Here is a 23,614-nt window from a genome sequence, read left to right on the forward strand (position 1 = left end):
TCGCGCAGTTCCCCAGGCCACTGAGTGCGCATCCCTCTGCCCCCACCCGCACCCCCATCCCGAAGTTCGGAGGACCCATGCCCCGCACCACACGCGCTCTCAGACCCCGTACGGCGCTTCTCGCGCTCGCCGTCCTGGCGATCCCCCTGGCCCCGTCGGCAGCCGCCGCGCCGCCGTCGGCTCAGGAGGAGGCCGCTCAGGAGGACACCGCGACCCGCAAGCTCCCTGTCGTCTCCCCGACCCCGCAGCACATGGCCCGCGCGGGCGGCGACGTGCCGCTCTCCCGGCGCGCCGAACTCGTCGTCGGCGACGACACGGACGAGGTGGCCCGCCGGCGCGTCACCGAGACGCTGCGTGCCCACGGAGTGCGTGACATCGACGTACGCGCGAAGGCGTCGGGCCGTGCCCCGCTGACCGTGCTGCTCGGCCCCGCGACCCGGCCGGACATCGCGAAGGCACTCGGCGGGACGAAGGTGCCGGAGCAGGCGGAGGGCTACGCGCTGCGGGCACGGCACCGCACCGTCGCGCTCGGCGGCAAGGACGCCACCGGGCAGTTCTACGCGGCGCAGACCCTCGGCCAGCTCATCACCAAGGGGCGCATAGCGGGGGCCGAGGTCTCCGACTTCCCCTCCATGCCGCTGCGCGGCAGCATCGAGGGCTTCTACGGGCCGCCCTGGACCGAGGCCGAACGCCTCGACCAGATGGACTTCCTCGGCGACACGAAGGCCAACACGTATGTGTACGCGCCGAAGGACGACCCCTACCACCGGGAGAAGTGGCGTGAGCCGTACCCGGCGGACAAGCTCACCGAACTCGGCAAACTGATCGACCGCGCCACGGCCAACCACGTCCGCTTCACGTTCGCGGTCTCGCCGGGCGGCTCCATCTGCTACTCGGACCCGGCGGACGTGAAGGCGCTGACGGCCAAGCTCCAGGCGATGTACGACCTCGGGGTGCGGTCCTTCTCCGTGCCGCTCGACGACATCAGCTACACGAAGTGGAACTGCGACGCCGACAAGGCGGCGTTCGGCGAGCCGGGCCGCGGGCCCGCGGCCAAGGCGCAGGTGGGGCTCCTCAACACCATCCAGCGGGACTTCATCGCGAAGCACGAGGATGCCAATCCGCTGCAGATGGTGCCCACGGAGTACGGGGACCTCACGGACACCGCGTACAAGCAGACGATGCGGGCCGAGCTCGACGGCGCCGTCGAGGTGATGTGGACGGGCACGGACGTGGTCCCGCCGGAGATCACCAACTCCCAGGCGGAGAAGGCCGCCGAGCTCTTCGGACGCAAGGTGTTCGTCTGGGACAACTACCCGGTGAACGACTTCGCGCGTACGGCGGGGCGGCTGCTGCTCGCGCCCTATGACAAGCGTGAGCCCGGTCTGTCCGGCCACCTCAGCGGCATCGTGTCCAACCCGATGAACCAGGAGGGGGCGAGCAAGCTCGCCGTCTTCACCATGAACGACTTCTCGTGGAACGACCACGGGTACGAACGGTCGCGGTCGGGGCGGCAGGCGGCGCTGTATCTGGCCGGGGGCGACGAGCGGGTCGCCGACGCCGTGCAGACGTTCGTCGACCTCAACCACGCGGCGCCCACCTTCGGCGAGACGAACTGGCAGCCGCAGTCCCCGGTTCTCGGGCCGAAGCTGGACGCGTTCTGGAAGCGGTACGAGAGTGATCCCGCCGGGGCGGTACGGGCGCTGCGGCCCACCGTCCGGGAGATCGAGAAGGTCCCCGCGGTGCTGCGTTCCGGGGTGCCGGACGAACTGTTCCTCCATGACGCGAAGCAGTGGCTGGACGCGACGGAGCTATGGGGTTCCGCGATGAGGCACGGCCTTGCGGCGCTGTCCTTCGCTCAGGAGGGGGATGATGCGGGGGCCGCGCGGGAACGGGCCTCCATGGAGTCCCTGGTGAAGCGGGCCCGTGCGATCACGGTGGATCCGGCCGAGCATCACCAATTGGGGGCGGTGAAGATCGCTGACCCGTACCTGGATGAGTTCGTGAAGGGGGTCCAGGACCGGGCCTAGCCGCCGCCGGCCGCGTGCGCGGGGCTTGAGGAACTGCTGTCCCACCGCTTCGCGGCGGATCTCTCCTACCCACCCACCCGCTCACCCCGCAGTGCAGGGGTGAGCGGGTGGGCACAACGCACCGCTGCCGGGTCGCCGTGCACGAGGCGTCAGCCCGATATTGCGGTAACTGAGACGTCAGTCAGGATCGCAACCAGGCCGCTATCTGCGCAAAGCGCAGCCCTACGGATTGCGATCAGCGCAACGTCAAGGTAGCGTCACCGCCCATGCAGCAAGACCCCGAGGTCGCGGACCGAGTCCGCAAGGTCATCGCCGACGCCGGAGCGACCCAGCGCGAGTTCGCCCGCCGCATCGTGATGGACCCCTCCAAGCTCTCCCGTTCCCTCGGCGGCACCCGCCGCTTCACCGCCGCCGAGCTCGCCCGCATCGCCGACACCGGCGGCGTGGACGCGGGCTGGCTCCTGGGCACCCAGCTTCCGGGGGCCCAGCATCCGGGCGCCCAGACCGCCGCGCCCCCGGCCCGCCGGGAACGCACCGCCGCGGCCCCGGACGGCGGGCGCCCCCTCCAGATCGTCCGCGAGACCGTACGGCTCGTCGCCGAGCGCGGATTCCATGCCGTACGCGTGGCGGACATCGCCGAAGCCTGCGCCACCAGCACGGCCGCGATCCACTACCACTTCCCCGGCCGCGACGACCTCCTGGAGGCCGCCGTCCGCTGGTGCATGGACGAGGACACCGCCCGCCGGGCGGCCCGTGTCGCCGACGCGGCCGACGCCGCCGACGAGCTGCGCCAGCTGATCGAGCTCCAGACGCCCCGCACCCCGCAACAGCGCTGGCAGTGGAGCGTCTGGCTGGACCTGTGGGCGGAGGCCGCCCGGTCGACCGCCGTGGGACGGCTGCACGCCGACTACTACCGGCAGTGGCGTTCGACGGTCGCCGACGTCATCCGGCGTGGCGTCGACGAGGGTGTGTTCCGCCTCGTCGATCCGCAGTCCGCCGCGCTCCGGCTCACCGCGCTGATCGACGGCCTCGCCACCCAGGTGCTCGCCTCGACACCGGGAGACGACGGCACGACCCCCGACGACATGCACGAGGCGCTGCTCGTGTACGTGGACGCGACGCTCGCCGCGCCGAGACCCGCGTAAGCATCAGCCGAGTCTCGGCAGCATCCCCGCAGTACCTCCACCACCCCACCCCTGAGGGAGAGTTCGCCATGCCCGTGAACCAAGACGTCATCATCACCGCCGCGCTCACCGGCGCGGGTGACACCGTGCGCAAGAGTCCCCACGTCCCCGTCACGCCCGAGCAGATAGCCACCTCGGCCGTGGAGGCCGCCGAGGCCGGCGCCGCCGTCGTGCACATCCACGTACGCGACCCCGAGACCGGCGACCCCTCGCGCGACCCCCGTCTGTACCGCGAGGTCGTCGAGCGCATCAAGGAGACCGGCACCGACGTCGTCATCAACCTCACCGCGGGCATGGGCGGCGACCTGGTCATCGACCCGGTCGAGCCGCTGAAGGAGCTCGGCGAGCTGCCGGGCACCGACCTCGTGGGCGGCCTCGACCGCCTCCCGCACGTCGAGGATCTGCTCCCCGACATCTGCACCCTCGACTGCGGCTCGCTCAACTTCGGCGACAACCTCTACATCTCCACGCCCGACATGCTCCGCCAGGGCGCCAAGCGCATCCAGGAGCTGGGCGTACGGCCCGAGTTGGAGATCTTCGACACCGGGCAGCTCTGGTTCGCCAAGCAGCTGCTCGCCGAAGGGCTGCTCGACAATCCCACCGTCTTCCAGCTCTGCATGGGCATCCCGTGGGGCGCCCCGGCCGACCCCGGTGTCCTCCAGTCGATGGTCAACATGCTTCCCGAAGGCGCCCAGTGGGCCAGCTTCGCGCTCGGCCGCATGCAGATGCCGTGGGTCGCCCAGTCGATCCTGCTCGGCGGTCAGGTCCGCGTGGGCCTTGAGGACAACCTCTACCTCGGCAAGGGCAACAAGGTCAGCAACGCCCAACTCGTCGAGCGGGCCGTGCAGATCACCGAGAACCTCGGCTCGCGCGTCGCCACGCCGGACGAGGCGCGCCAGAAGCTCGGCCTCAAGCCCCGCGCCTGACCTTCGCCCCCCACGACGAGTAGGACCCCCCTCCATGAACGACATCACCACGCCCCCCGCCCCCTGCGCCCCCGAAGACGTACGCCGCATCGCCTGCGTCGGTGCCGGAGTGATCGGCGGCGGCTGGGTCGCCCACTACCTCGCCCGCGGCTACGAGGTCACCGCCTGGGACCCCGCCCCCGACGCCGAGCAGAAGCTGCGCCGCCTGGTCGATGCGGCTTGGCCCGCGCTGACGCAACTGGGCCTCGCGGAAGGCGCGTCACCGGACCGCCTCCGTGTCACCCCCACCCTCGAAGAGGCGGTCGCCGACGCCCAGTTCGTGCAGGAGAGTGCCCCCGAGAAGCTGGAGCTGAAGCGCGACCTGCTGGCTCAGCTGGACGCGGCCGCGCCCGCCGGAGTCGTCATCGCCTCCTCCACCTCCGGCTACCCGATGACCGACATGCAGACCACGGCCGCCGACCCGGGCCGCCTCGTCGTGGGACACCCCTTCAACCCGCCCTACCTCATCCCGCTCGTCGAGGTGGTGGGCGGCGACAAGACGGCCGCGCACGCGGTCACTTGGGCTTCGCGCTTCTACGAGGTCGCGGGCAAGTCCGTGATCACCATGGCGAGCGAGGTGCCCGGCTTCATAGCCAACCGCCTCCAGGAAGCACTGTGGCGCGAGGCCCTGCACATGGTCGCCAACGGCGAGGCCACGGTGAAGGAGATCGACGACTCGATCACCGAAGGCCCCGGCCTGCGCTGGGCGTTCATGGGCCCCATGCTCACCTTCGCGCTCGCGGGCGGTGAGGGCGGCATGGCCCACATGCTCGACCACTTCGGCCCGTCCCTGAAGTCGCCGTGGACGCGCCTGGAAGCACCCGAGCTCGACAAGAAGCTGTACGACGCCGTGGTGGCCGGCTGCGACGACGCGGCGGACGGCCGCTCCATCGCCGACCTGGTCGCCGAGCGTGACCAGGGAGTCATCGACGTACTGCGGGCGACGGGACGCCTGCCGCAGCAGCGCACGAAGGAGGACACCAAGTGAGCGAGTCCGTGCCGTTCGAGCCCCTGCCGCCCCTCCACCGGACCGTTCGGCCGGAGTGGATCGACTACAACGGCCACATGAGCGAGGCGTTCTACGTCCTCGTCTTCGGTTACGCCACCGACGCCATGATGATCGAGACCGGCCTGCACGCGGGCTACCGCGAGTCCACCGGCTGCTCCCTCTACACGGTCGAGGCCCACATCCGTTACCTCGACGACGTGCCGGAGGGCGCCCACCTCGCCGTCCGCACCCGCATCCTGGGCGCGGACGCCAAGAAGGCCCGCTTCACCCACGAGCTGTACGTGGTGGAGGAGCCCGAAGCGGCCATCCCCCCGGACGCAACTGCGGTGGCGACCACGGAACTTCTTGCCCTCCACGTAGACCAGAACGCGGGCAGGTCGACCCCTTTCCCGGAGCCGATCCACACCCACCTGAAAACCCTCACGGAACCGGCCCCGGAGTGGGCGGGCCGCTCGATCGCCGAGGTCCCCCGCAAGCCCTGAGGGACCTCCCCCTCAGGTCCCTCGAGTCCCTCAGGTGTCGCAGCCGACGCCGTCACCGTCACGGTCGAGGTGAGGCCCGTAGCCGGGCTCACCGCGATGCACGGGCGCGGCACCCGCGGCACGGGCCTCGGTGCAGTTCCCGTAGGAGACGCTGCCGCCCCCGCCGGAGCCGCTGCCGCCCCCGCCGGAGCCGCTGCCACCCGAGCCCGGGTCGGCCGCCTCCGGTTGGGCGGTGACGGTGGCCTTCACCGTCTTCGTGGCCTTGATGGTCTTGGTGACCGTGGGGGCGGGCTCCGGCTTCGCCGTCTCGGTGGCCGTCGCCGTAGCGGTGGCCGTGACGGTCGAAGTCGGGCCCGCTTCCTTCGCGGCAGCCTCCGTCGAGGTGCTGCCGTCGTCACCGAGACCGGCCCCGAGGCCGATGAAGAAGGTGAGGGCGAGGGCGGGGAGCGCGAAGCGTTTGCGCGCCCATTTGGGCGCAGGTCTCGGCGTCGGCGGTGGTGCGGGATATGGGTTGGCCATGGATGCCCCCTTGCTGCGGTAAAGAGGCATGACGCTAGTCCTGCGGTGCCAGTTGTGAAGGTAGTTTGTGCAATTAGTGATGGAGCTGTAACTCGCTCTGCTCGGCTAGCGTTCCAGTTCCTTGTGGGCCGACTCCGGGAGCTTGAGATACACCGCCGATGACGCGAGGCAGAGCACGGCCACGTACCAGGGGAAGAGGCCCGGGGTGCCGATTTCCTTGAACAGGGTGCCCATGTACGGGGCCGTGCCGCCGAACAGGGCGACGGTGAGGGAGTACGGGAAGCCGATGCCCGCGGCGCGGACGTGGGCGGGGAACACCTCCGCGTTCACGGCCGCCGAGATGGACGTGAAGCCGGTGAGCAGCACCATGCCCGCGCACTGCACCATCAGGAGCGAGCCGAACGAGCCGTTCAGGGAGCGGAGGAGCGGCACGCTCAGAACGGCGAAGCCGATGCCGAAGAAGAGCAGGAGCGGCCTGCGGCCGAAGCGGTCGGAGAGCAGTCCGCCGACCGGCTGGAGCAGGGTGAAGAACGCCAGTGAGAGCGTGCCGGACAGCAGCGCCTGGCTCTTGCTGATGTCGGTGTTCAGCTCGGCGTACGTCGGCAGGTACGAGGTCCACGTGTAGTACGCGATCGTGCCGCCGGCCGTGATGCCGCAGATCAGCAGCGACTGGCGCGGATACTTGCGCAGCGCGTCGAACAGGCCGGGGCGTTCGGACTCGTCCTGGGGTGCCTGATGGGTTTCCTGGGCGCCCTGCCTGATCCAGAAGCCGACCAGGCTGAGCACCGCGCCGATGACGAACGGCAGCCGCCAGCCCCAGCCGTCCATCTGCCCGTCGGAGAGCGTGGCGACGAGCAGAGCCGCGACACCGGACGCGGCGAGCTGGCCCACGCTCGTCGACACGTACTGGAAGCTGGAGAAGAGACCCCGACGGCCGGGGCCCGCGGACTCCACGAGGAAAGTCGTCGATGCCGCGAACTCGCCGCCCACGGACAGGCCTTGGAGCAGCCGGGCCAGGACCAGGACGATCGGAGCGAGCACGCCGACGGACGCGTATGTCGGCGTCAGACCCACCAGCAGGCTGCTGCCGCCCATCAGCAGAATCGTGACGGTCAGCGCGGCCCTCCTGCCGCGCCGGTCGGCGACCGCGCCCATGAGCAGACCGCCGACCGGACGCATGAAGAAGCCGACCGCGAAGACGGCGAACGTGGAGAGCAGCGGTACGAGGGAGTTGCCCGAGCCCTTGGGAAAGACCTGGTCGGCGATGTACGTGGCCAGGAAGGTGTACGCGTACCAGTCGTACCACTCCACGGCGTTGCCCACCGACGCGGCGAGGAGTTGGCGTATGGGGCGGCGGGGCTGAGCGGGGCGCGTTTGGGACACGGGATCGTGCCGGTGTTGCTGTGTCATGATCGCGACCATCCCCCGCCCGGCCCCTCCGCACACGTCCGTCGTGTCGAGGGCGTGTGCAGGTCAGCCAGTCGTCGGCTTGTACGAGTAGACCGACGTCGTCACCAGGCACGGAACCGGTGGCACGACCTGGGCGCGCAGCGTGCGTCGCGCGGAGTCGTAGTCGACGCCCTCCGTCTCGAACGTGCCCCGGCACAGGCTCCGTTGCGGGACGGCGAACAGGCTCGTGACCTTGCCTGTCACGGGCTTCCCGTCGAGCGCGCGCTCCAGGTCCACCTGGAGGACGGGCCGGTCCTCGGGCCACAGCTCCTTCGACGCGTCGTTGGACGCGCACACGAGGCGGGTGTCGGAGACGAAGTCGCAGCCCTGGATGTCACGCACCGGCTTGTCGAGCGAGATCTGACCGGCCTGGGGGAGCGCGCCACCGGTCGGCGGGGTCGAGGAGTTGAGGAGCGGGGCCGGAAAGACCTGGAGACGGTTCTGGTCGCCCCACTCGCCCGACACCAGCCACTGGTTGCCGGGTGCGACGGCCGCGAAGGAGTTGTTCAGCTTCTCGCCCGCGTCGAGCTGGTGCTCGTAGAGGTAGCGCTTTCCGCCCGGCGTCGTGACCGCGAACATCTTCGACTTCGCGTCGCCGCCGCCCTGGTAGGCGTCGACGGTGTGGCCGTCGGCCATGTCCGGGTCGCCGACGTGGCTCCAGCCCTTGGTCCGCAGGTCGAGCGGGATCGAGGCGAGGCCACGGTAGAGGAGACTGCCGTCGGCGCGGCTGGCCAGGCCCTGGCTGCCGGTGAGGGAGTTGACCGACGAGACGCCGGTCTCCTGCCAGCCGCCGGGGGATCTGGGAGCCGTGTCCGCCGATGCCGCGGAGCCGGTCGATATTGCCAGTGCGAGGGCGCCGAGCAGGGCCGCGGATGCCTTCGCGGACGTCTTGAGGGGTGTCATCGGTGCGCTACCTCCGTGGGGGGTCGATCGCTGCCGGGCAATCGTACGTAACGTGACCTCTGTCGGCGGGTGAGTTCTGACAGGTCGACAGATGTGCGTGTGCCGGCGGCCAGGTGTTCCGGCAGCCAGGTGTTCCGACAGAAGGTGGTTGAGACGTGAAGCTGGTCATTCTCGGTGGCGGCGGATTCCGCGTCCCGCTCGTGTACGGCGCGCTGCTCGGCGACCACGCCGAAGGCCGCGTCACGGAGGTCGTCCTGCACGACCTGGACGCGGGGCGGCTCGGCGCGGTCGCCCGAGTGCTGGCCGAACAGGCCGCCGGGGTACCGGACGCCCCCGTCGTGACGGCCACCACCGACCTCGACGAGGCCCTGCGGGGCGCGGACTTCGTCTTCTCGGCGATCCGGGTGGGGGGCCTTGAGGGACGAGCGGCCGACGAGCGGGTGGCGCTCGCGGAGGGAGTCCTGGGCCAGGAGACGGTCGGCGCGGGCGGCATCGCGTACGGCCTGCGGACCGTGCCCGTCGCCGTGGACATCGCGCGCCGCGTACGGCAGCTCGCCCCGGACGCCTGGGTCATCAACTTCACCAACCCCGCTGGCCTGGTGACCGAGGCGATGTCCCGGCACATCGGCGACCGCGTCATCGGCATCTGCGACTCGCCGGTGGGCCTGGGGCGCCGCGTGGCGCGCATGCTGGGCGGCAACCCCGACGAGGCGTTCATCGACTACGTCGGCCTCAACCACCTGGGCTGGCTGCGCGGACTGCGGATCGCGGGCCGCGACGAGCTGCCGCGACTGCTCGGTGACGCGCGGATGCTGGGCTCGTTCGAGGAGGGGCGGCTGTTCGGCGCGGAGTGGCTCCAGTCGCTGGGCGCCATCCCGAACGAGTACTTGCACTACTACTACTTCAACCGCGAGGCGGTCCGCGCCTACCAGGAGGCGGAGCAGACGAGGGGCGCGTTCCTGCGCGACCAGCAGGCGCGCTTCTACGAGCAGCTGGGCCGCGACGAGGAGGTGTCCTCGGCACTGAAGGCGTGGGATGCCACGCGTGCGGAGCGGGAGGCCACGTACATGGCCGAGAACAGGGAGGCCGCGGGCGTCGGCGAGCGCGCGGCCGAGGACCTCGAATCCGGTGGCTACGAGAAGGTCGCCCTCGCCCTGATGCGGGCGATCGCGCGGGACGAACGGACGACGCTGATCCTCAACGTCCGCAACCGCACGACCCTTTCGGCGCTGGACGCCGACGCGGTGATCGAGGTCCCCTGCTCCGTCGACGCCAATGGCGCGCATCCCATGGCAGTGGACCCGCTGCCGGGTCACGCGACGGGGCTTGTGTGCGCGGTGAAGGCGGTGGAGCGAGAGATCCTCGCGGCAGCGGAAAGCGGCTCACGCGCCACGGCGGTCAAGGCGTTCGCACTGCACCCACTGGTGGACTCCGTGACGGTGGCCCGCCGCTTGATGGAGGGCTACGGGGCGGTGCACCCGGGGCTCGCTTACCTGGGGTGAGTTCAGGCCGCCGCCCAGGCTTCCCAGCCGGTCTGGCAACCGGGCTGAGATGATCATTGGATGAGCCCCGTCATCTCCATCGGATCCGCCGCCGCCCGCCCCTGCACGCTGGTCGTGTGCCGGGGCTGCTGCTGCGGCAACTCGCGGAAGCATCCCGGAACGGACCACGACTGGCAGTTGGCGCGGATGCGGGCCGCCGCCGCGGAGTCGGCGGGGCGGTTCGCGGTGCGTACGAGCGAATGCCTCGGACCCTGCGGGCAGGCGAACATCGTCGTCGTACAGCCTTCGCGGGAGGGGCGCAGGCGCGGTGGCCGGGCCGTCTGGATCGGCTTCGCCATGGACGACGACTCGATCGACGAGATAATCGCGTGGGCGGAGGCGGGCGGACCGGGGGTCGCGGCACCGTCGGCGGCGCTGACTCTGCAGGTGGTGGACCCGAGGCAATCGTGAGGGGCGGGGGAGGGCAGGGGCTCAGGCCGCCGTAGCCGTCGTCCCCTCCAGCACCTTGTCGACGAAGCCGTGCAGGTTCGCCACGGTGCGGGCGTTCTGCTCCTCCAGGCTGAGGGTCTCCTCGAAGCGGCGGGCGAGGGCCGAGGTCTTCTTCCCGCGTACGTAGAGGGAGCAGGCGAGGTCGGCGCAGATGTAGATGCCGACCGAGTTGCCCTGGCGGCCCGCGGGGCCGGAGAGGGGTGCCACGAGCAGCGTGATCCCTGAACCGGACTGCGGGGTCACGCAGACGGAGCAGATGCTGGACCTGAGAAGGCTCTTGCGCGCGCCGGTCGAGGCGCGCAGCGCGATGCCGATGTACTCGCCGTCCCGCTCGGTCACGATGTAGCCCCGGTCCGGGGCCTTGGGGTCCCGCCACCCGAGGAAGTCCAGGTCGGACCAGGGGGTCTCCTGAAAGCCCGCGGGGAGCGTGAGTCTGCGGGCCTCGCCCTTGGAGCAGTTGACGAAGGCCGCGCGAATCTCTTTCTCGCCGATAGGTTCCATGATCCGAAACGTATCAACGAGGGCGCCGCCCCGTCCTCCCCTTTTCTCCCACCCGGAACACGGCTAGCGGAACCCCGGAGCGAAAGTTCTGAAGCACGGCTCACGACTCTCCAGAGCCAAAGCGCCACCGGGGGCCGCGGAAGACAATCAGAAGCCCCGGCCCCGGCCCCGCTCAAGGCCGCGAGGCCAGCCCCCTCACGTCCCCACCTCGATCACGACCTTGCCCCGCGCATGCCCAGACTCCACCGCCCGAAGTGCTTCGCCGGCCTGGTCCAGTGGGTACGTCGCCGTCACCTGTGGGCGCAGTACCCCATCGACGGCGAGCTGCGCCACCTCGTCCAGGACCTCGCTGGTCCGTGCCCGCACGACCGCTGCCCCGCCCAGCTCCCCGACCGTCTCCTTGGCCGCAGCCGTGATCAGCTTTCCCTCGCGGTCAGCGAGCGGGAGCAGGGACGCCACCGCCACGAGATCCTCGCCGCCCACCAGGTCGAAGATCGCGTCGACGCGCCCGTCCGGCGCGGCTGCCCGAACGCGTTCCGCCAGATCGGGACCCGGCGGCACATGCACCGCACCCAGTGCCTCGACGAAGTCCTTCTTGCCCGCGCTCGCCGTGCCCACGACCTGGATGCCGAGGTGCCTCGCCAACTGCGCCGCGGCCACGCCCACCCCGCCGCCGACCCCGGTGATCAGCAAGGTGGCCCCGGCGGGCAGATTCAGCTGGTGCAGCCCGTCGTACGCCGTTGCCACCGCGACCGGCAGCGCGGCGGCTTCCGCGAACGTCAGGCCCTCCGGCTTGTGCGCGGCGAGCGAGGCGGGCAGGAGGGTGCGCTCGGCGTAGCCGCCGGTGTCCGGGTTGCCGAAGACCGCGTCGCCGACCGCGAAACCTTCGACTCCCGAACCGACCGCTTCGACCACGCCCGCGACCTCGCTCCCCAGCACCTCGGGGAACTCCACGGGCGGCGCCCCCGGCCTCCGTTTGCCTGCGCGCAGCTTCCAGTCGACCGGGTTGACCCCAGCCGCCCGCACCGCGACCAGGAGTTGCCCCGGACCGGGCTCCGGTGGGTCCTGCTCGACAAAGGCCTCCACTTCAGGGCCGCCGAACCGCGTGAATACGTACGCCTTGGACATGTGCTCCCTCGCTTCGAGCCGTGAATCCCGAGTCCTGAGCCCCGTCCACGATCTCCCGGGACGGAACACCTAGGACGACCACCACGCCCGCCCCGCTATTCCCCGTACGCCTCGGCGTTCACGAGTCCGCAGCAAGGCCGCAATGAGAGGCCGACCCACGGCCGGTGTGCGCCCCCACCCCGGAAAACTGAACGGCCCCCAAAGTTTTGCCGACGCGAGCATTGACCTTAAGCGTTCAACCAATCAAGACTCAGGCCCCACAACACCGCACTGGCGCGGGTGACGCATTCAGCTCTTGGCGTCGCCGACCCAGTTCGGCATGCCCAAGAGCCGCGTTCGGAGGCCATTTCGCCATGCCTGCCACCACACGTCGTGAACTCATGAAGCAACTGGGCGGCACCGCAGCCGCCTTCGCGTTCGTGGCCGCCGCCGGCCCGCTCGCCGCGGCGACGCCCGCCACCGCAGCCGCCGCAGGAACGCAAGCTCCCGCCTCCCCGGGCGCGGCCGCCGCCACGCGCCGCGTCCGGGGGCTCATCGCCCGCCTCACCCTCGACGAGAAGATCAGCCTCGTCCACGGCGCGACCGACCCGCGCAGGCTGGGTCAGGCCGGATACCTTCCGGGCGTCAAGCGCCTCGGCATACCGGAGTTGCGCCTGAGCGACGGCCCCGCAGGCGTGAACGTCACGAAGTCCGCGACCGGCCTCCCGCCGGTCGCCACACTCGGCTGCTCCTTCAACCTCGAACTCGCCCGCGAGTACGGCGAGGTCATGGGCCGCGAGGGCCGCACCCTCGACATGGACGTCCTGCTCGCCCCGCAGATCGAGCTCTCCCGTACACCCTTCTTCAGCCGCAACAAGGACCAGTCCGGCGAGGACCCCTACCTCAACGGGCTGATCGGCGCCGCCCAGGTCGAGGGGGTCCAGGCGCAGGGCATGCTCGCCCAGGCCAAGCACTTCCTCGCCAACAACCAACGCCTGCACGAGTTCGACCGCGAGAAGCCGGAGAACAGCTACGACTTCGTCGTCGACGACCGCACCCTGCACGAGCTGTATCTGCCCGCCTTCGAGGCCGTCGTCCACGCCGGAGTCGCCTCGGTCATGTCCGCGTACAACCACCTCAACGGCAAGTGGAACTCGGAGCAGCGCACCGCCCTCACCGACATCCTCCGCGGCGAACTCGGCTTCAAGGGCTTCGTCACATCCGACTGGGGCGCCACCCACTCCACGGCCGCGCTCGAAGCGGGCCAGGACATGCAGATGTGGGACGGCTCGTTCTACGGGGAGCCGCTGAAGAAGGCGATCAAGGACGGTTCCGTCCCCGAGGCCGCCCTTGACACCGCAGTCTCCCGCATCCTCGGCCAGTACGACGCCTTCGGCATGCTCGACGGCAGCCGCGTACCCGCCCGCAGACACATCGATGTCAGGGCCGGTGCCCGCGTCGCCCGCGAAGTCGCCACGCAGGGCGCGGTGTTGCTCGCCAACGACGGCGGACTCCCGCTGTCCCACTCCGCGTTGCGCGACCTCGCCCTCATCGGCCCGACCGCGGGCCAGGTCGCCACATCGGTCTCGGGCGAGCGCGCGTACGGCTTCGAGGAGCGCCTGATCAGCCCCCTCGACGCGCTGCGCCGCAGCACCAAGCGGAAGATCGCCTACGAGGTCGGCGTCGACCTCACGGGCACGGCCGTCCCCGCGTCCGCCTTCCCGAGGGGCCTGACGCGGAAGGGCAGCGGCACGAACAGGACCGACAAGACGGTCGACTTCGTCGGCGACAAGGCGCTCCCGATCGGCACGACGGCCGAGTGGACCGGCTCCTTCGTGCCGCCCACCACCGGCGAGTACGCGCTCAAGATCCAGGGCTGGGGCGCGGCCGTCTCGCTCAGCCTCGACGGCAAGGAGCTGACGACCGCGGCGGGCGCCCGCGACAGCTTCGCGCGCAAGTGGTCCTCGATCGTCCCGACGACGGACGGCCTCGACAACGGCCAGGCGGATCCGGTCGAGCTCACCGGAGGCAAGTCCTACCAGGTCGTCGTCAAAGCCACCGGCTGGGCGGCGACCATCGCCGAACGGGGTCCGGTCCAGGTGCGGTTGGCCTGGGTGACGCCCCAGCAGCGCACCGCTTCGATCGCCGCCGCGGCGCGGCTGGCCCGGCGCGTCCACACCCCGGTCGTCTTCGCCTTCAACGGCTCGGGCGGCTCTGTGGGCGGCAGCGGCGACTTCACCACGCTCACGCTCCCCGCCCACCAGGACGAGCTGATCACGGCCGTCGCCAGGGCCAACCCGCGTACGGTCGTCGTTCTCACCACCGGCTGCCCGGCGACGATGCCCTGGCGCCGCGAGGTCGGCACGATCCTGCACACCGGTTACGTCGGCCAGGAGGGCGGCTGGTCCACCGCCGACCTGCTCACCGGCCGCGCGAACCCGGGCGGCAAGGCCACGGTGACCTGGCCGAAGAGGGACACGGACCACCCCACCCTGGACCCGGCCCACCCGGAGCGGTACTACGGCGTCGACGGGGTGGTCACGTACAGCGAGGGGATCTTCACCGGCTACCGCGGCTTCGACAAGGCGGACATCGAGCCGCTCTTCCCCTTCGGACACGGCCTGTCCTACACGGAGTTCGGCTACCGCGGCCTGTCCGTGCGCAGGGCGGGCGAGGGGTACGAGGTGTCGTTCACGGTGACGAACCGGGGGCGGCGCTCGGGCGCGGAGGTACCGCAGGTGTACGTGGGCGCGCCACGCGGCGCCGCCGTCGAGATGGCCGTGAAGACATTGGCCGCCTTCGACCGCGTCGAGCTGCGCGCGGGGGAGTCGCGCCGGGTCAGGGTGCGGATCGCCGAGCGGCAACTGTCGTACTGGGACACGGACCGCGGTCGATGGATGCGTCCCGAGGGGCGGCGCGCGGTGTACGTCGGGTCGTCGTCCCGCGACATACGGCTGACGGGGGTGGCCCGCTAGGGAGCGGCGGGGGCAGCCGGCTCACCAAGTCCCTTGCCGTCCACGGCCAGGGCTTGGATGAGCCGGTCCAGGTGTGCCCGGTACAACCCGACGAAATCCAGGCGCCCTTCGGCGATGGCCCACTGCACCTGGAGCCCGTCGGACACGGCGAGGATCTCCCGCGCGATGCTCTCCGGGTCGATCCCGGACTTCAACTGCCCTGATTCGACGGCACGTTGCAGCACCGAAGCGAGATAGTGCGCGACGCGTTCGTACCGCGCGGTGAAGTAGGCGTGCGCCGGATGCGAGGGGTCGCCCGCCTCCGCCGACAGCCTGGTGTAGAGCTCGATGAGCCCCGGCTGGGTGAGGTTGTACGCGGCCAGCGCGAGCACCTCCCGGAACAGCGCGCGCACGTCGTCGCCGCCGGAGCCAGGGTCGGAGCCAGGGCTGGAGCCAGGGCTGGAGTCAGGGCTGGAGTCAGGCCCGAGCCGCCCGAACGTACGGACCGTGCGCTCCTCGCGGGCCTCGAGCACCGCCATCAGGAGGCGCTGCTTCGACCCGAAGTGATGGGTGATGACGGTGGCGGAGGTGCCCGCTTCCTCGGCGATCTTCGCCAGCGACGAGTTCAGATAGCCGGCCTTGGCGAAGAGCGCGAGAGCCGCGTCGATGATGGCCGCCCTGCGGGAATCGGCGGCGGCGTACTGCCCTGACGGGCGGTGGCGGGGGGTGCGCTGCTCCATGGGGGCAGATTACGTTCCTCACCCTCGTCACCCCACCGCCTACCTCCGGGCCCTACTTCAGCCCGCGGTACAGCGCCCCCACCAGATGCACGCTCCGCAGATCCTCCCCGGAGGTCCCGCCGCCCATCCGGTTCATCACGTACGCGTACGAGACCCGGTTCTCGGGATCGGCGAACGCGTAGGAACCGCCCGCACCCCCGTGCCCCAAGGCCCGTGGATTGGGCCCCGCCTGCCCGTACCGGTTCAGCATGTAGCCGAGCCCCCAGTCCCACTTCTCGCCCCACGCCGTGCCCGCCGCGAGCACCAGGTCCGGCTCGTCGGGATCGCCCTGCCGCGTCCGGGCCCGCTCGAGCGCCGCGGAACTCAGCAGCTCGCCGCCGCCCAGCGCCGCGTACACCGTCGCGAGCCCCCGCGCGGACGCGTGACCGTTGGCCGCGGGGATCTCGGCGCAGCGGTAGGCCGCACCGTTCACGTTGCCGACGGGCAGGTACTGCAGGGCGAGCGTGACGACGGCCATCGGGTGGGCGTCGATCGAGGCCACCGGTGGCGCGGGCGGAGGGGCGGAGCCGAGCGCGCTGCGCGGGCCGTCCGAGGCGAGCGGCCTCACCATGTTCGCGCACCGGCCGTGCTCGCTCTCCGGAAGGCCCACGTACACATCGGCGCCCAGCGGCCCCGTGACCTCGCTGCGCAGGAACGTGCCGAGCGAGACCCCGGTGATGCGCCGGACCACCTCACCGACCAGATAGCCGAAGCTCAGCGCGTGGTACCCCTGCGCCGAACCCGGCTTCCACCACGGCGGTGTCGCGGCCAGCGCCCCGCACACCTTCTCCCAGTCGTAGAGGTCGTCCGGCGTCATCGGCTCACGCGGCGCGATCACCCCGGAGCGGTGGCTCAGGAGCCAGCGCACCGGGATGTCGGCCTTGCCCTCCTGGGCGAACTCCGGCCAGTAGTGAGCGACGGGCGCGTCCAGGTCGAGCTCACCCCGGTCGGCCAGCAGATGTGCGCACAGCGCGGTCATCCCCTTGGTCGTGGAGTACACGTTCACGAGCGCATCGTGCTCCCACGCGCGCGTGCCCGTCTTGTCCGCGTCCCCGCCCCACAGATCGACGACGAACTCACCGTCCACCGTCGCCGCGACGGAGGCCCCGAGATCGCCGCGCTCGGCGAAGTTGCGCTCGAACTCCTCGCGTACACCCTCGAATCCCGGGGCTACGGTTCCATGGATGCGTGCGGTCATGACTCTCCTCGATCGCTGGAGGCGCCGGCCCGGCAGGAAGACACGTACGGGACAAAGAAGAACGCAAGCGAGGCAAAAAAAGAAGGCAAGGAGGTGTTCCCACTCCTTGCCACTCTTAATTTATAGCGCAGTGGGGGGCTTGCGGCAAGGCCCCGGTCGTCCCGCACAATCGCAGGCCTAAGCCCACGACCTGCGAAAACGGGAGACTCTTTAAGTGCCTGCGCTGCTGTCCGCGTTCGACCTTCCTGCCCGCCTCGCCGCCAAGGCCGCCCCGGCGCTGATCGCCCGGGACGAGCAGCACTTCGCGTCCGTCGCACAGACCCTCGAGCAGACCGTCGCCGAGGTCTCCGGACGTCTCGACGACCAGCGCAGGGCGCCCGGCGGCATCGGCCGTGAGGCGATGGACCGGGACCTGGAGATCCACCGCCTGTCCGGCCGCCTGCGCACCCTGAGCCGCTTCGGCCTCGACCTGTGCCTCGGGCACATCGTGACCGCGGACGACCCCGAGCCCGTCTACATCGGCAGGCTCGGCCTCACCGACAGCGAGGGGCGCCGACTGCTGCTCGACTGGCGCGCGCCCGCGGCCGAGCCGTTCTTCGCGGCGACCCACGCCGATCCGATGGGTCTGGCGAGCCGCCGCAGATACCGCTGGACCGACGGCCGGATCAGCGACTACTGGGACGAGGTGTTCACCGCCGACGGGCTCGAAGGGCACGCGGCGCTCGACGACCAGTCCGCCTTCATCGCCAGTCTGGGCAGCAACCGCTCGTCGCGGATGCGCGATGTGCTCGCCACCATCCAGTCCGACCAGGACGCCATCATCCGGGCGGGCTCCCGCGGCGCTCTCGTCGTCGACGGCGGGCCGGGCACGGGCAAGACCGTCGTCGCCCTGCACCGTTCCGCCTATCTCCTCTACGCCGACCCGCGTCTCGGGCACAGCCGGGGAGGCGTGCTCTTCGTCGGTCCGCACCGGCCCTACCTGAACTACGTCGCCGACGTCCTGCCCAGCCTCGGCGAGGAGGGCGTGCAGACCTGCATCCTGCAGGACCTGGTCACCGAAGGGGCCACGGCACAGGCCGAGAGCGACCCGGAGGTGGCCCGCCTGAAGTCGTCCGCGGACATGGTGAAGGCGATCGAGAAGGCCGTCAGGTTCTACGAGGAACCGCCCACCAAGGGGATGACGGTCTCGACCGACTGGGCCGACGTCCGGCTGAGCGCCGACGACTGGGCGGAGGCGTTCGACGCGGCGGGCCGCGGCACACCGCACAACGAGGCGCGTGAGCAGATCTGGGAGGAGCTCGTCGCGATCCTCCTCGACAAGGTCGGCGGCGACGTACCCGGCGAGCTCTTCGAGCGGTCGCTGCGGCACGACGAGGAGCTGGTCACCACCCTGCACCAGGCGTGGCCGCTGCTCGAAGCTGCCGATGTCGTCGGGGACCTGTGGTCGAACTCCGCCTACCTGCGGATGTGCGCCCCCTGGCTCGACCGGGACGAGGTGCGCACGCTGATGCGCAAGGCGGCGCCCCAGGCCTGGACGGTCTCCGACCTGCCGCTCCTCGACGCGGCACGCCAGCGGCTCGGCGACCCGGAGGCGGCCCGGCAGAAGCGTCGGCAGGAGGCGATCCTCGCCGCCCAGCGCGAGCAGATGGCGCAGGTCGTCGACAACCTGATCGACGCCGCGTCCGCCTCCGGCGCCGACGGTGACGACGGCGAGGGTCTGGTGACGATGTTGCGTGGCCAGGACGCCCAGGTCAGCCTGGTCGACGAGTCCGAACTGCCGCCCGCCGACCCGGACCACCTCGCGGGACCGTTCGCGCACGTCGTCGTGGACGAGGCCCAGGAGCTGACGGACGCGGAGTGGCAGATGCTGCTGCTGCGCTGCCCGTCCCGGAGCTTCACCATCGTCGGCGACCGCGCGCAGGCCAGGCACGGCTTCACGGAGTCGTGGCAGGAGCGCCTCGAGCGGATCGGGCTCGACCGGATCGAGGTGGCCTCCCTGAGCGTCAACTACCGGACGCCGGAAGAGGTCATGACGGAGGCCGAGCCGGTCATCCGGGCCGCGCTCCCGGACGCCAACGTGCCGACCTCCGTCCGCAGCAGCGGCATCCCCGTGGTGCACGGTCCGGTGACGGAGCTGGACAAGGTCCTCGACGGCTGGCTCGCCGCCCACGCCGACGGGGTCGCCTGTGTCATCGGAGACCCCGCCTTCCAAGAGACGTCCCGCGTCCGGTCGTTGACCCCGGAGCTCGCGAAGGGACTCGAGTTCGACCTGGTCGTCCTCGTCGACCCGGACCACTTCGGCGAGGGCGTCGAAGGCGCGGTCGACCGCTATGTCGCGATGACCCGGGCGACCCAGCAGCTCGTCGTCCTCACGAGCTGACCGGGCCGTTGTCGGGCATGTCGGGCACATGTGTCAGACAAGGAACTTCGTGTCCATAGGGGCAGGCCTTGTGTCCTTCCCACCAAGGGTTGGACTTCTCTTCACATCCAGGTCATGGCCCCTTCCCTGATCCTTGCTCCCCTTGACACACTGCACCCGCTCACGCCCCCCACACCCCACATCACGAGGTCGAATCCACACATGCCAGAACTCAATCGGCGCCGTTTCATGCAACTCGCCGGAGGCACCGCGGCCTTCGCGTCGCTCTCGCAGAGCATCGCCCGCGCCGCCTCTCTGCCCGCACAGCGCCGCTCCGGCTCCATCGAGGACGTCGAGCACGTCATCGTCCTGATGCAGGAGAACCGTTCGTTCGACCACTACTTCGGCACGATGAAGGGCGTACGCGGCTTCGGCGACCCGCGCCCCGTGACCCTGCCCAGCGGCAAACCCGTCTGGAACCAGTCGGGCGGCGGCAAGGAAGTGCTGCCCTTCCACCCGGACGCCGAAGACCTCGGCATGCAGTTCATCGCGGGCCTCGACCACGACTGGGCCGGTGGCCACAGCGCCTTCGGCAACGGCAAGTACGACAACTGGATCGCCGCCAAGTCCGAGCGGACGATGGCATATCTGACGCGCGACGACATCCCGTTCCACTACGCCCTCGCCGACGCGTTCACCGTCTGCGACGACTACCACTGTTCGTTCATGGGCGCCACCGACCCCAACCGCTACTACATGCTGACGGGCCACGTCGGCAACGACGGCAAGGGCGGCGGCCCGGTACTCGGCAACCAGGAACTGGGCTACGACTGGACGACGTACGCCGAGCGCCTGGAGCAGGCCGGGGTCTCCTGGAAGGTCTACCAGGACATCGGCGACGGCCTGGACAAGGCCGGGCACTGGGGCTGGATAGACGATGCCTACCGCGGGAACTACGGCGACAACTCGCTGCTCTACTTCAACAAGTACCGCAACGCCAAGCCCGGCGACCCCCTCTACGACAAGGCGCGCACCGGCACGAACGTGAAGGCGGGCGACGGCTACTTCGACATCCTGAAGGCCGACGTGCAGGCCGACAGGCTGCCGCAGGTCTCCTACATCGCCGCGCCCGAGGCATTCACCGAACACCCCAACTGGCCCGTGAACTTCGGCGCCTGGTACATCGCGCAGGTCCTGGACGCGCTCACCTCCAACCCCGCCGTGTGGGCGAAGACGGCGCTGTTCATCACGTACGACGAGAACGACGGCTACTTCGACCACGTCGTCCCGCCGTACGCCCCCAAGGACGCCGACCAGGGCAAATCCACCGTCGACACGGCCCTCGACTACTTCCCGGGCGACGCGCAGTACGCCGCCGGACACTACGGCCTCGGCCAGCGCGTCCCGATGGTCGTCGTCTCGCCGTGGAGCACCGGCGGCTTCGTGAACTCCGAGGTCTTCGACCACACGTCGATCATCCGGTTCATGGAGAAGCGCTTCGGCGTGCGCGAGCCGAACATCTCGCCGTGGCGGCGCGCCATCTGCGGCGACCTGACCTCCGCCTTCGACTTCGCGGGCAAGGACACCGACCCCGCGACGCTGCCGGACACCGACGCCTACGAGCCGCCGGACAAGGAGCGCCACCCCGACTACGTGCCCAAGGCTCCCGCGAAGGCGAACCTGCCCAAGCAGGAGACCGGCTCCCGGCCCGCACGCCCGCTGCCGTACGCACCCCTGGTGGACGGAGCCGCTTCGCCCGCCGACGGCAAGTTCACGCTCACCTTCAGTGGTGGCGACGCGGCCGGCGTCTGCTTCCACGTCCGCTCCAACAACCGTACGGACGGGCCCTGGACGTACACCACGGAGGCGGGCAAGAAGATCTCCGACACCTGGAACACGGCGTACTCGAAGGGCGCGTACGACCTGTCGGTGTTCGGGCCTAACGGCTTCCTGCGCGTCTTCAAGGGCCCCGGCAAGACCGCGGGCCCCGAGGTGACCGCCCGCCACGACAAGGCCACCGGCAACCTCAAGCTGACGCTGAAGAACGCGGGCACCGCCGACGTGAACCTCAGCGTCTCCAACGCCTACGGCGGCGCCGCCCAGACGTTCAAGGTGAAGGCGGGCACCACCGTCGAGCACACCGTCGACCTGCGGGCGAGCAAGCGCTGGTACGACGTGACGGTGAAGTCCGACACGGACACCACGTTCCTGCGGCGCCTCTCAGGTCACGTGGAGAACGGCCAGGCAGGCATCAGCGACCCGGCGATCATCGCCGCCTGACGCATTCGAACGGCCCAGGTGCCGCGACGTGATGACCGCCGTCCTCGCAGGTGGGGGCGGCGGTGGACGCTCTCCCCGGAACCGCGCGGAGGGTGGCGGGCTTGCTCACCGGCGACGCGCACCTCGTGGCGGCGAGGCGCGTCGTGACCGACGCGCCGTCACACGTCGCGACGGCCGCGGTGCGAGAACTCGTCCGAGCCCTGCTCGAACTGGTCGAGGGCCAGAGCCTCGACGTGGCCTTCGAAGAGGCGTCCACGGTGTCGGTGGCCCAGTACCTGGCCATGGCGGAGGGGAAGACCGGCTCACTGATGGGCTGCGCCTGTGCCCTGGGCGGGGTGCTGGCGGGCGCCGACGCCGAACGGGTGAGTGGCCTGCGCGAGTTCGGCCGCCGCCTCGGCGTCGCCTTCCAGTGCGCCGACGACCTGCTCGGCATCTGGGGCCGCTCCCAGCGAGGCCACCATCATCGCCATCTCGGTCAGCGCCCGTACCGCCGGGCGCTGCATCTCGCGGTCGGGCACCTCGGCGCCGGTGGCCAGTTCGAGGAGCGCGAGGGTGGGGTGGCCGCCCGCCGACAGCATCCGCATCGCCAGGAATTCGTCGAGGCCCGGCATGCGGCCCGCCGCCTGATTGCCGATCTGCCAGGACACGCCCGCCAGCCAGGCGCAGTGAGCCTGCACGAACCAGTGGACCTGCGTGGGCGGGGCGAAGGAGCGGAAACGGCGCATGATGTCCTGCGGGGCGCCGATGAACCGGTCGCCGGCCGGACCGGTGCGTCAGGTGTCACAGGGGGGCACGAGGGGCTGGCGAAGCGCCTCCGTTCGCGGGGTAGTGTGCCCGGGTGACCACGCAATCGAACACTCCTGCAGGCTGGTATCCGGACCCCCAGGGCGCGCCCCAGCTGCTGCGCTGGTGGGACGGTTCCCAGTGGACCCAGCACACCAACCCGGGCCAGCAGGCCGACGGTCAGCAGGCGCAGGCCCAGCAGGCGCAGCCTCAGCAGGTCCCGCAGCAGCAGGCTCACTCGGCCCCGCAGCAGCAGGCGCAGGCCGCGTACGGCCAGCAGCAAGGGCAGTTCGGTCAGCAGGCGGCCCAGCAGCAGGCCCCCTACGGCCACCCCCAGCAGGGGGCCCCGCAGGTCGACCCGGCCAAGGTGCAGCGGCAGGTTCAGCAGCAGGCGGGCGTCACGCCCACGTCGCAGGGCGGCGGCTCCCTCTTCACCGAGCCGGTCCTGGTCGTGAACCAGAAGGCCAAGCTCATCGAGCTGACGAACGAGTACAGCGTGATGGACCAGGCGGGGAACACGCTCGGCTCGGTCGTGCAGGTCGGTCAGAGCACGCTGAAGAAGGTCGCGCGCTTCGTCTCCAGCATCGACCAGTTCATGACGCACAAGCTCGAGATCCGTGACGCGTACGGTCAGCCGGTGCTGAACCTGACCCGCCCTCGCAAGTTCATGAAGTCGCGGGTCATCGTCGAGGGCGCCGACGGCCGGCCGATCGGTGAGATCGTCCAGCAGAACATGATCGGGAAGATCAACTTCGCGATCATGGCGAACGGTCAGCAGGTCGGCGCGATCAAGGCCGAGAACTGGCGCGCCTGGAACTTCTCGATCGTCGATCACGCGGACAACGAGGTCGCCCGGATCACCAAGACCTGGGAAGGCCTCGCCAAGACGATGTTCACGACTGCGGACAACTACGTCCTGCAGATCCACTACCAGCTGCCCGAGCCGCTCCTGAGCCTCGTCGTGGCGACGGCTCTGACGGTGGACACGGCCCTGAAGCAGGACTCGCGCGGCTTCGGGTGAGGTTGTTCCTCACGGAAACGGTGTTGGGGGGGGGGGGGGGGGGGGGGGGAAGACCACAAAAAAGCTCGGCTCCCCCGCCCCCACGGAATGCCCGATTGCA

19 protein-coding genes and 1 pseudogene are annotated in these 23,614 nt (G+C 70.5%); 12 read left to right on the top strand and 8 right to left on the bottom strand.

Annotated features, from left to right (window positions below; translation table 11 throughout):
- Positions 1-77: 77 nt before the first annotated feature.
- The 5 genes from ACZ5U5_RS33870 (at position 78) to ACZ5U5_RS33890 (ending at position 5,670) form a co-directional block, all read left to right on the top strand.
- Positions 78-2,030 (top strand): beta-N-acetylhexosaminidase family protein, encoded by a 1,953-nt coding sequence (locus tag ACZ5U5_RS33870; protein WP_469029395.1) that lies wholly within the window; start codon positions 78-80, stop codon positions 2,028-2,030.
- Between the two features lie 266 nt (positions 2,031-2,296).
- Complete coding sequence (locus ACZ5U5_RS33875) at positions 2,297-3,175, top strand: TetR/AcrR family transcriptional regulator (protein WP_469029396.1); 879 nt, start codon at positions 2,297-2,299, stop codon at positions 3,173-3,175.
- Between the two features lie 68 nt (positions 3,176-3,243).
- Positions 3,244-4,140, top strand: coding sequence for a beta-keto acid cleavage family enzyme (locus ACZ5U5_RS33880; RefSeq protein ID WP_467691128.1), 897 nt, complete (start codon positions 3,244-3,246; stop codon positions 4,138-4,140).
- A gap of 34 nt (positions 4,141-4,174) precedes the next feature.
- Positions 4,175-5,167 carry a 3-hydroxyacyl-CoA dehydrogenase NAD-binding domain-containing protein gene (locus tag ACZ5U5_RS33885; protein WP_469029398.1) on the top strand — a complete coding sequence of 331 codons (993 nt, stop codon included), beginning with the start codon at positions 4,175-4,177 and terminating at the stop codon, positions 5,165-5,167.
- Positions 5,164-5,670 (top strand): thioesterase family protein, encoded by a 507-nt coding sequence (locus ACZ5U5_RS33890; protein WP_469029400.1) that lies wholly within the window; start codon positions 5,164-5,166, stop codon positions 5,668-5,670. The genes ACZ5U5_RS33885 and ACZ5U5_RS33890 overlap by 4 nt, the downstream gene beginning before the upstream one ends.
- A 30-nt stretch (positions 5,671-5,700) precedes the next feature.
- On the opposite strand, the gene ACZ5U5_RS33895 is transcribed toward ACZ5U5_RS33890, so the two are convergent.
- The 3 genes from ACZ5U5_RS33895 to ACZ5U5_RS33905 form a co-directional block, all read right to left on the bottom strand.
- Positions 5,701-6,189: an excalibur calcium-binding domain-containing protein gene (locus ACZ5U5_RS33895; protein WP_469029401.1), complete on the bottom strand. Its 489-nt coding sequence runs from the start codon at positions 6,187-6,189 to the stop codon at positions 5,701-5,703.
- Positions 6,190-6,294: 105 nt separating this feature from the next.
- Entirely contained in the window at positions 6,295-7,611 is a 1,317-nt protein-coding gene (locus ACZ5U5_RS33900; RefSeq protein ID WP_469029403.1) for an MFS transporter, read from the bottom strand.
- Between the two features lie 51 nt (positions 7,612-7,662).
- Positions 7,663-8,541, bottom strand: coding sequence for a hypothetical protein (locus ACZ5U5_RS33905; protein WP_469029405.1), 879 nt, complete (start codon positions 8,539-8,541; stop codon positions 7,663-7,665).
- A 155-nt stretch (positions 8,542-8,696) separates the two neighbouring features.
- On the opposite strand from ACZ5U5_RS33905, the gene ACZ5U5_RS33910 reads away from it, so the two are divergent.
- Together ACZ5U5_RS33910 and ACZ5U5_RS33915 are read left to right on the top strand one after the other, a co-directional pair.
- The gene (locus ACZ5U5_RS33910) at positions 8,697-10,043 is read left to right on the top strand and encodes a 6-phospho-beta-glucosidase (protein ID WP_469029408.1); all 1,347 of its coding nucleotides are present in this window, start codon (positions 8,697-8,699) and stop codon (positions 10,041-10,043) included.
- A gap of 60 nt (positions 10,044-10,103) precedes the next feature.
- The gene (locus ACZ5U5_RS33915) at positions 10,104-10,493 is read left to right on the top strand and encodes a (2Fe-2S) ferredoxin domain-containing protein (protein WP_469029409.1); all 390 of its coding nucleotides are present in this window, start codon (positions 10,104-10,106) and stop codon (positions 10,491-10,493) included.
- A gap of 21 nt (positions 10,494-10,514) precedes the next feature.
- Here the strand turns inward: ACZ5U5_RS33915 and ACZ5U5_RS33920 are convergent, their stop codons facing one another.
- Both ACZ5U5_RS33920 and ACZ5U5_RS33925 read right to left on the bottom strand, forming a co-directional pair.
- Positions 10,515-11,033: an FBP domain-containing protein gene (locus ACZ5U5_RS33920; protein WP_469029411.1), complete on the bottom strand. Its 519-nt coding sequence runs from the start codon at positions 11,031-11,033 to the stop codon at positions 10,515-10,517.
- Positions 11,034-11,228: 195 nt separating this feature from the next.
- A complete protein-coding gene (locus ACZ5U5_RS33925; RefSeq protein ID WP_469029413.1) occupies positions 11,229-12,161 on the bottom strand; it encodes an NADP-dependent oxidoreductase in 933 nt (310 codons plus the stop codon).
- Between the two features lie 353 nt (positions 12,162-12,514).
- On the opposite strand from ACZ5U5_RS33925, the gene ACZ5U5_RS33930 reads away from it, so the two are divergent.
- Positions 12,515-15,115, top strand: a complete 2,601-nt coding sequence (locus ACZ5U5_RS33930; protein ID WP_469029416.1) for a glycoside hydrolase family 3 protein — start codon at positions 12,515-12,517, stop codon at positions 15,113-15,115.
- On the opposite strand, the gene ACZ5U5_RS33935 is transcribed toward ACZ5U5_RS33930, so the two are convergent.
- Positions 15,112-15,834 carry a TetR/AcrR family transcriptional regulator gene (locus tag ACZ5U5_RS33935; protein ID WP_469029418.1) on the bottom strand — a complete coding sequence of 241 codons (723 nt, stop codon included), beginning with the start codon at positions 15,832-15,834 and terminating at the stop codon, positions 15,112-15,114. The genes ACZ5U5_RS33930 and ACZ5U5_RS33935 overlap by 4 nt on opposite strands.
- A gap of 52 nt (positions 15,835-15,886) precedes the next feature.
- Positions 15,887-17,071, bottom strand: coding sequence for a serine hydrolase domain-containing protein (locus ACZ5U5_RS33940; protein WP_469029421.1), 1,185 nt, complete (start codon positions 17,069-17,071; stop codon positions 15,887-15,889).
- Between the two features lie 214 nt (positions 17,072-17,285).
- Between ACZ5U5_RS33940 and helR the strand changes: the two genes are divergently transcribed.
- The 3 genes and pseudogenes from helR to ACZ5U5_RS33955 all read left to right on the top strand — a co-directional run.
- The gene (gene helR / locus ACZ5U5_RS33945) at positions 17,286-19,451 is read left to right on the top strand and encodes an RNA polymerase recycling motor ATPase HelR (RefSeq protein WP_469029422.1); all 2,166 of its coding nucleotides are present in this window, start codon (positions 17,286-17,288) and stop codon (positions 19,449-19,451) included.
- Positions 19,452-19,652: 201 nt separating this feature from the next.
- A complete protein-coding gene (locus ACZ5U5_RS33950) occupies positions 19,653-21,710 on the top strand; it encodes a phosphocholine-specific phospholipase C (RefSeq protein WP_469029424.1) in 2,058 nt (685 codons plus the stop codon).
- Positions 21,711-21,853: 143 nt separating this feature from the next.
- Positions 21,854-22,096, top strand: a pseudogene (locus ACZ5U5_RS33955) (polyprenyl synthetase family protein); the annotation flags it as partial.
- Here ACZ5U5_RS33955 and ACZ5U5_RS33960 read toward each other — a convergent pair.
- Positions 22,013-22,435 (bottom strand): terpene synthase family protein, encoded by a 423-nt coding sequence (locus tag ACZ5U5_RS33960; RefSeq protein ID WP_469029426.1) that lies wholly within the window; start codon positions 22,433-22,435, stop codon positions 22,013-22,015. The pseudogene ACZ5U5_RS33955 and the gene ACZ5U5_RS33960 overlap by 84 nt on opposite strands.
- 113 nt (positions 22,436-22,548) lie before the next feature.
- Here ACZ5U5_RS33960 and ACZ5U5_RS33965 point away from each other — a divergent pair, with 113 nt between their 5' ends.
- Positions 22,549-23,514, top strand: a complete 966-nt coding sequence (locus ACZ5U5_RS33965; RefSeq protein WP_469029427.1) for an LURP-one-related family protein — start codon at positions 22,549-22,551, stop codon at positions 23,512-23,514.
- The last annotated feature ends 100 nt before the right edge of the window (positions 23,515-23,614 follow it).

Source organism: Streptomyces sp. NPDC033177 (genome assembly GCF_055577715.1).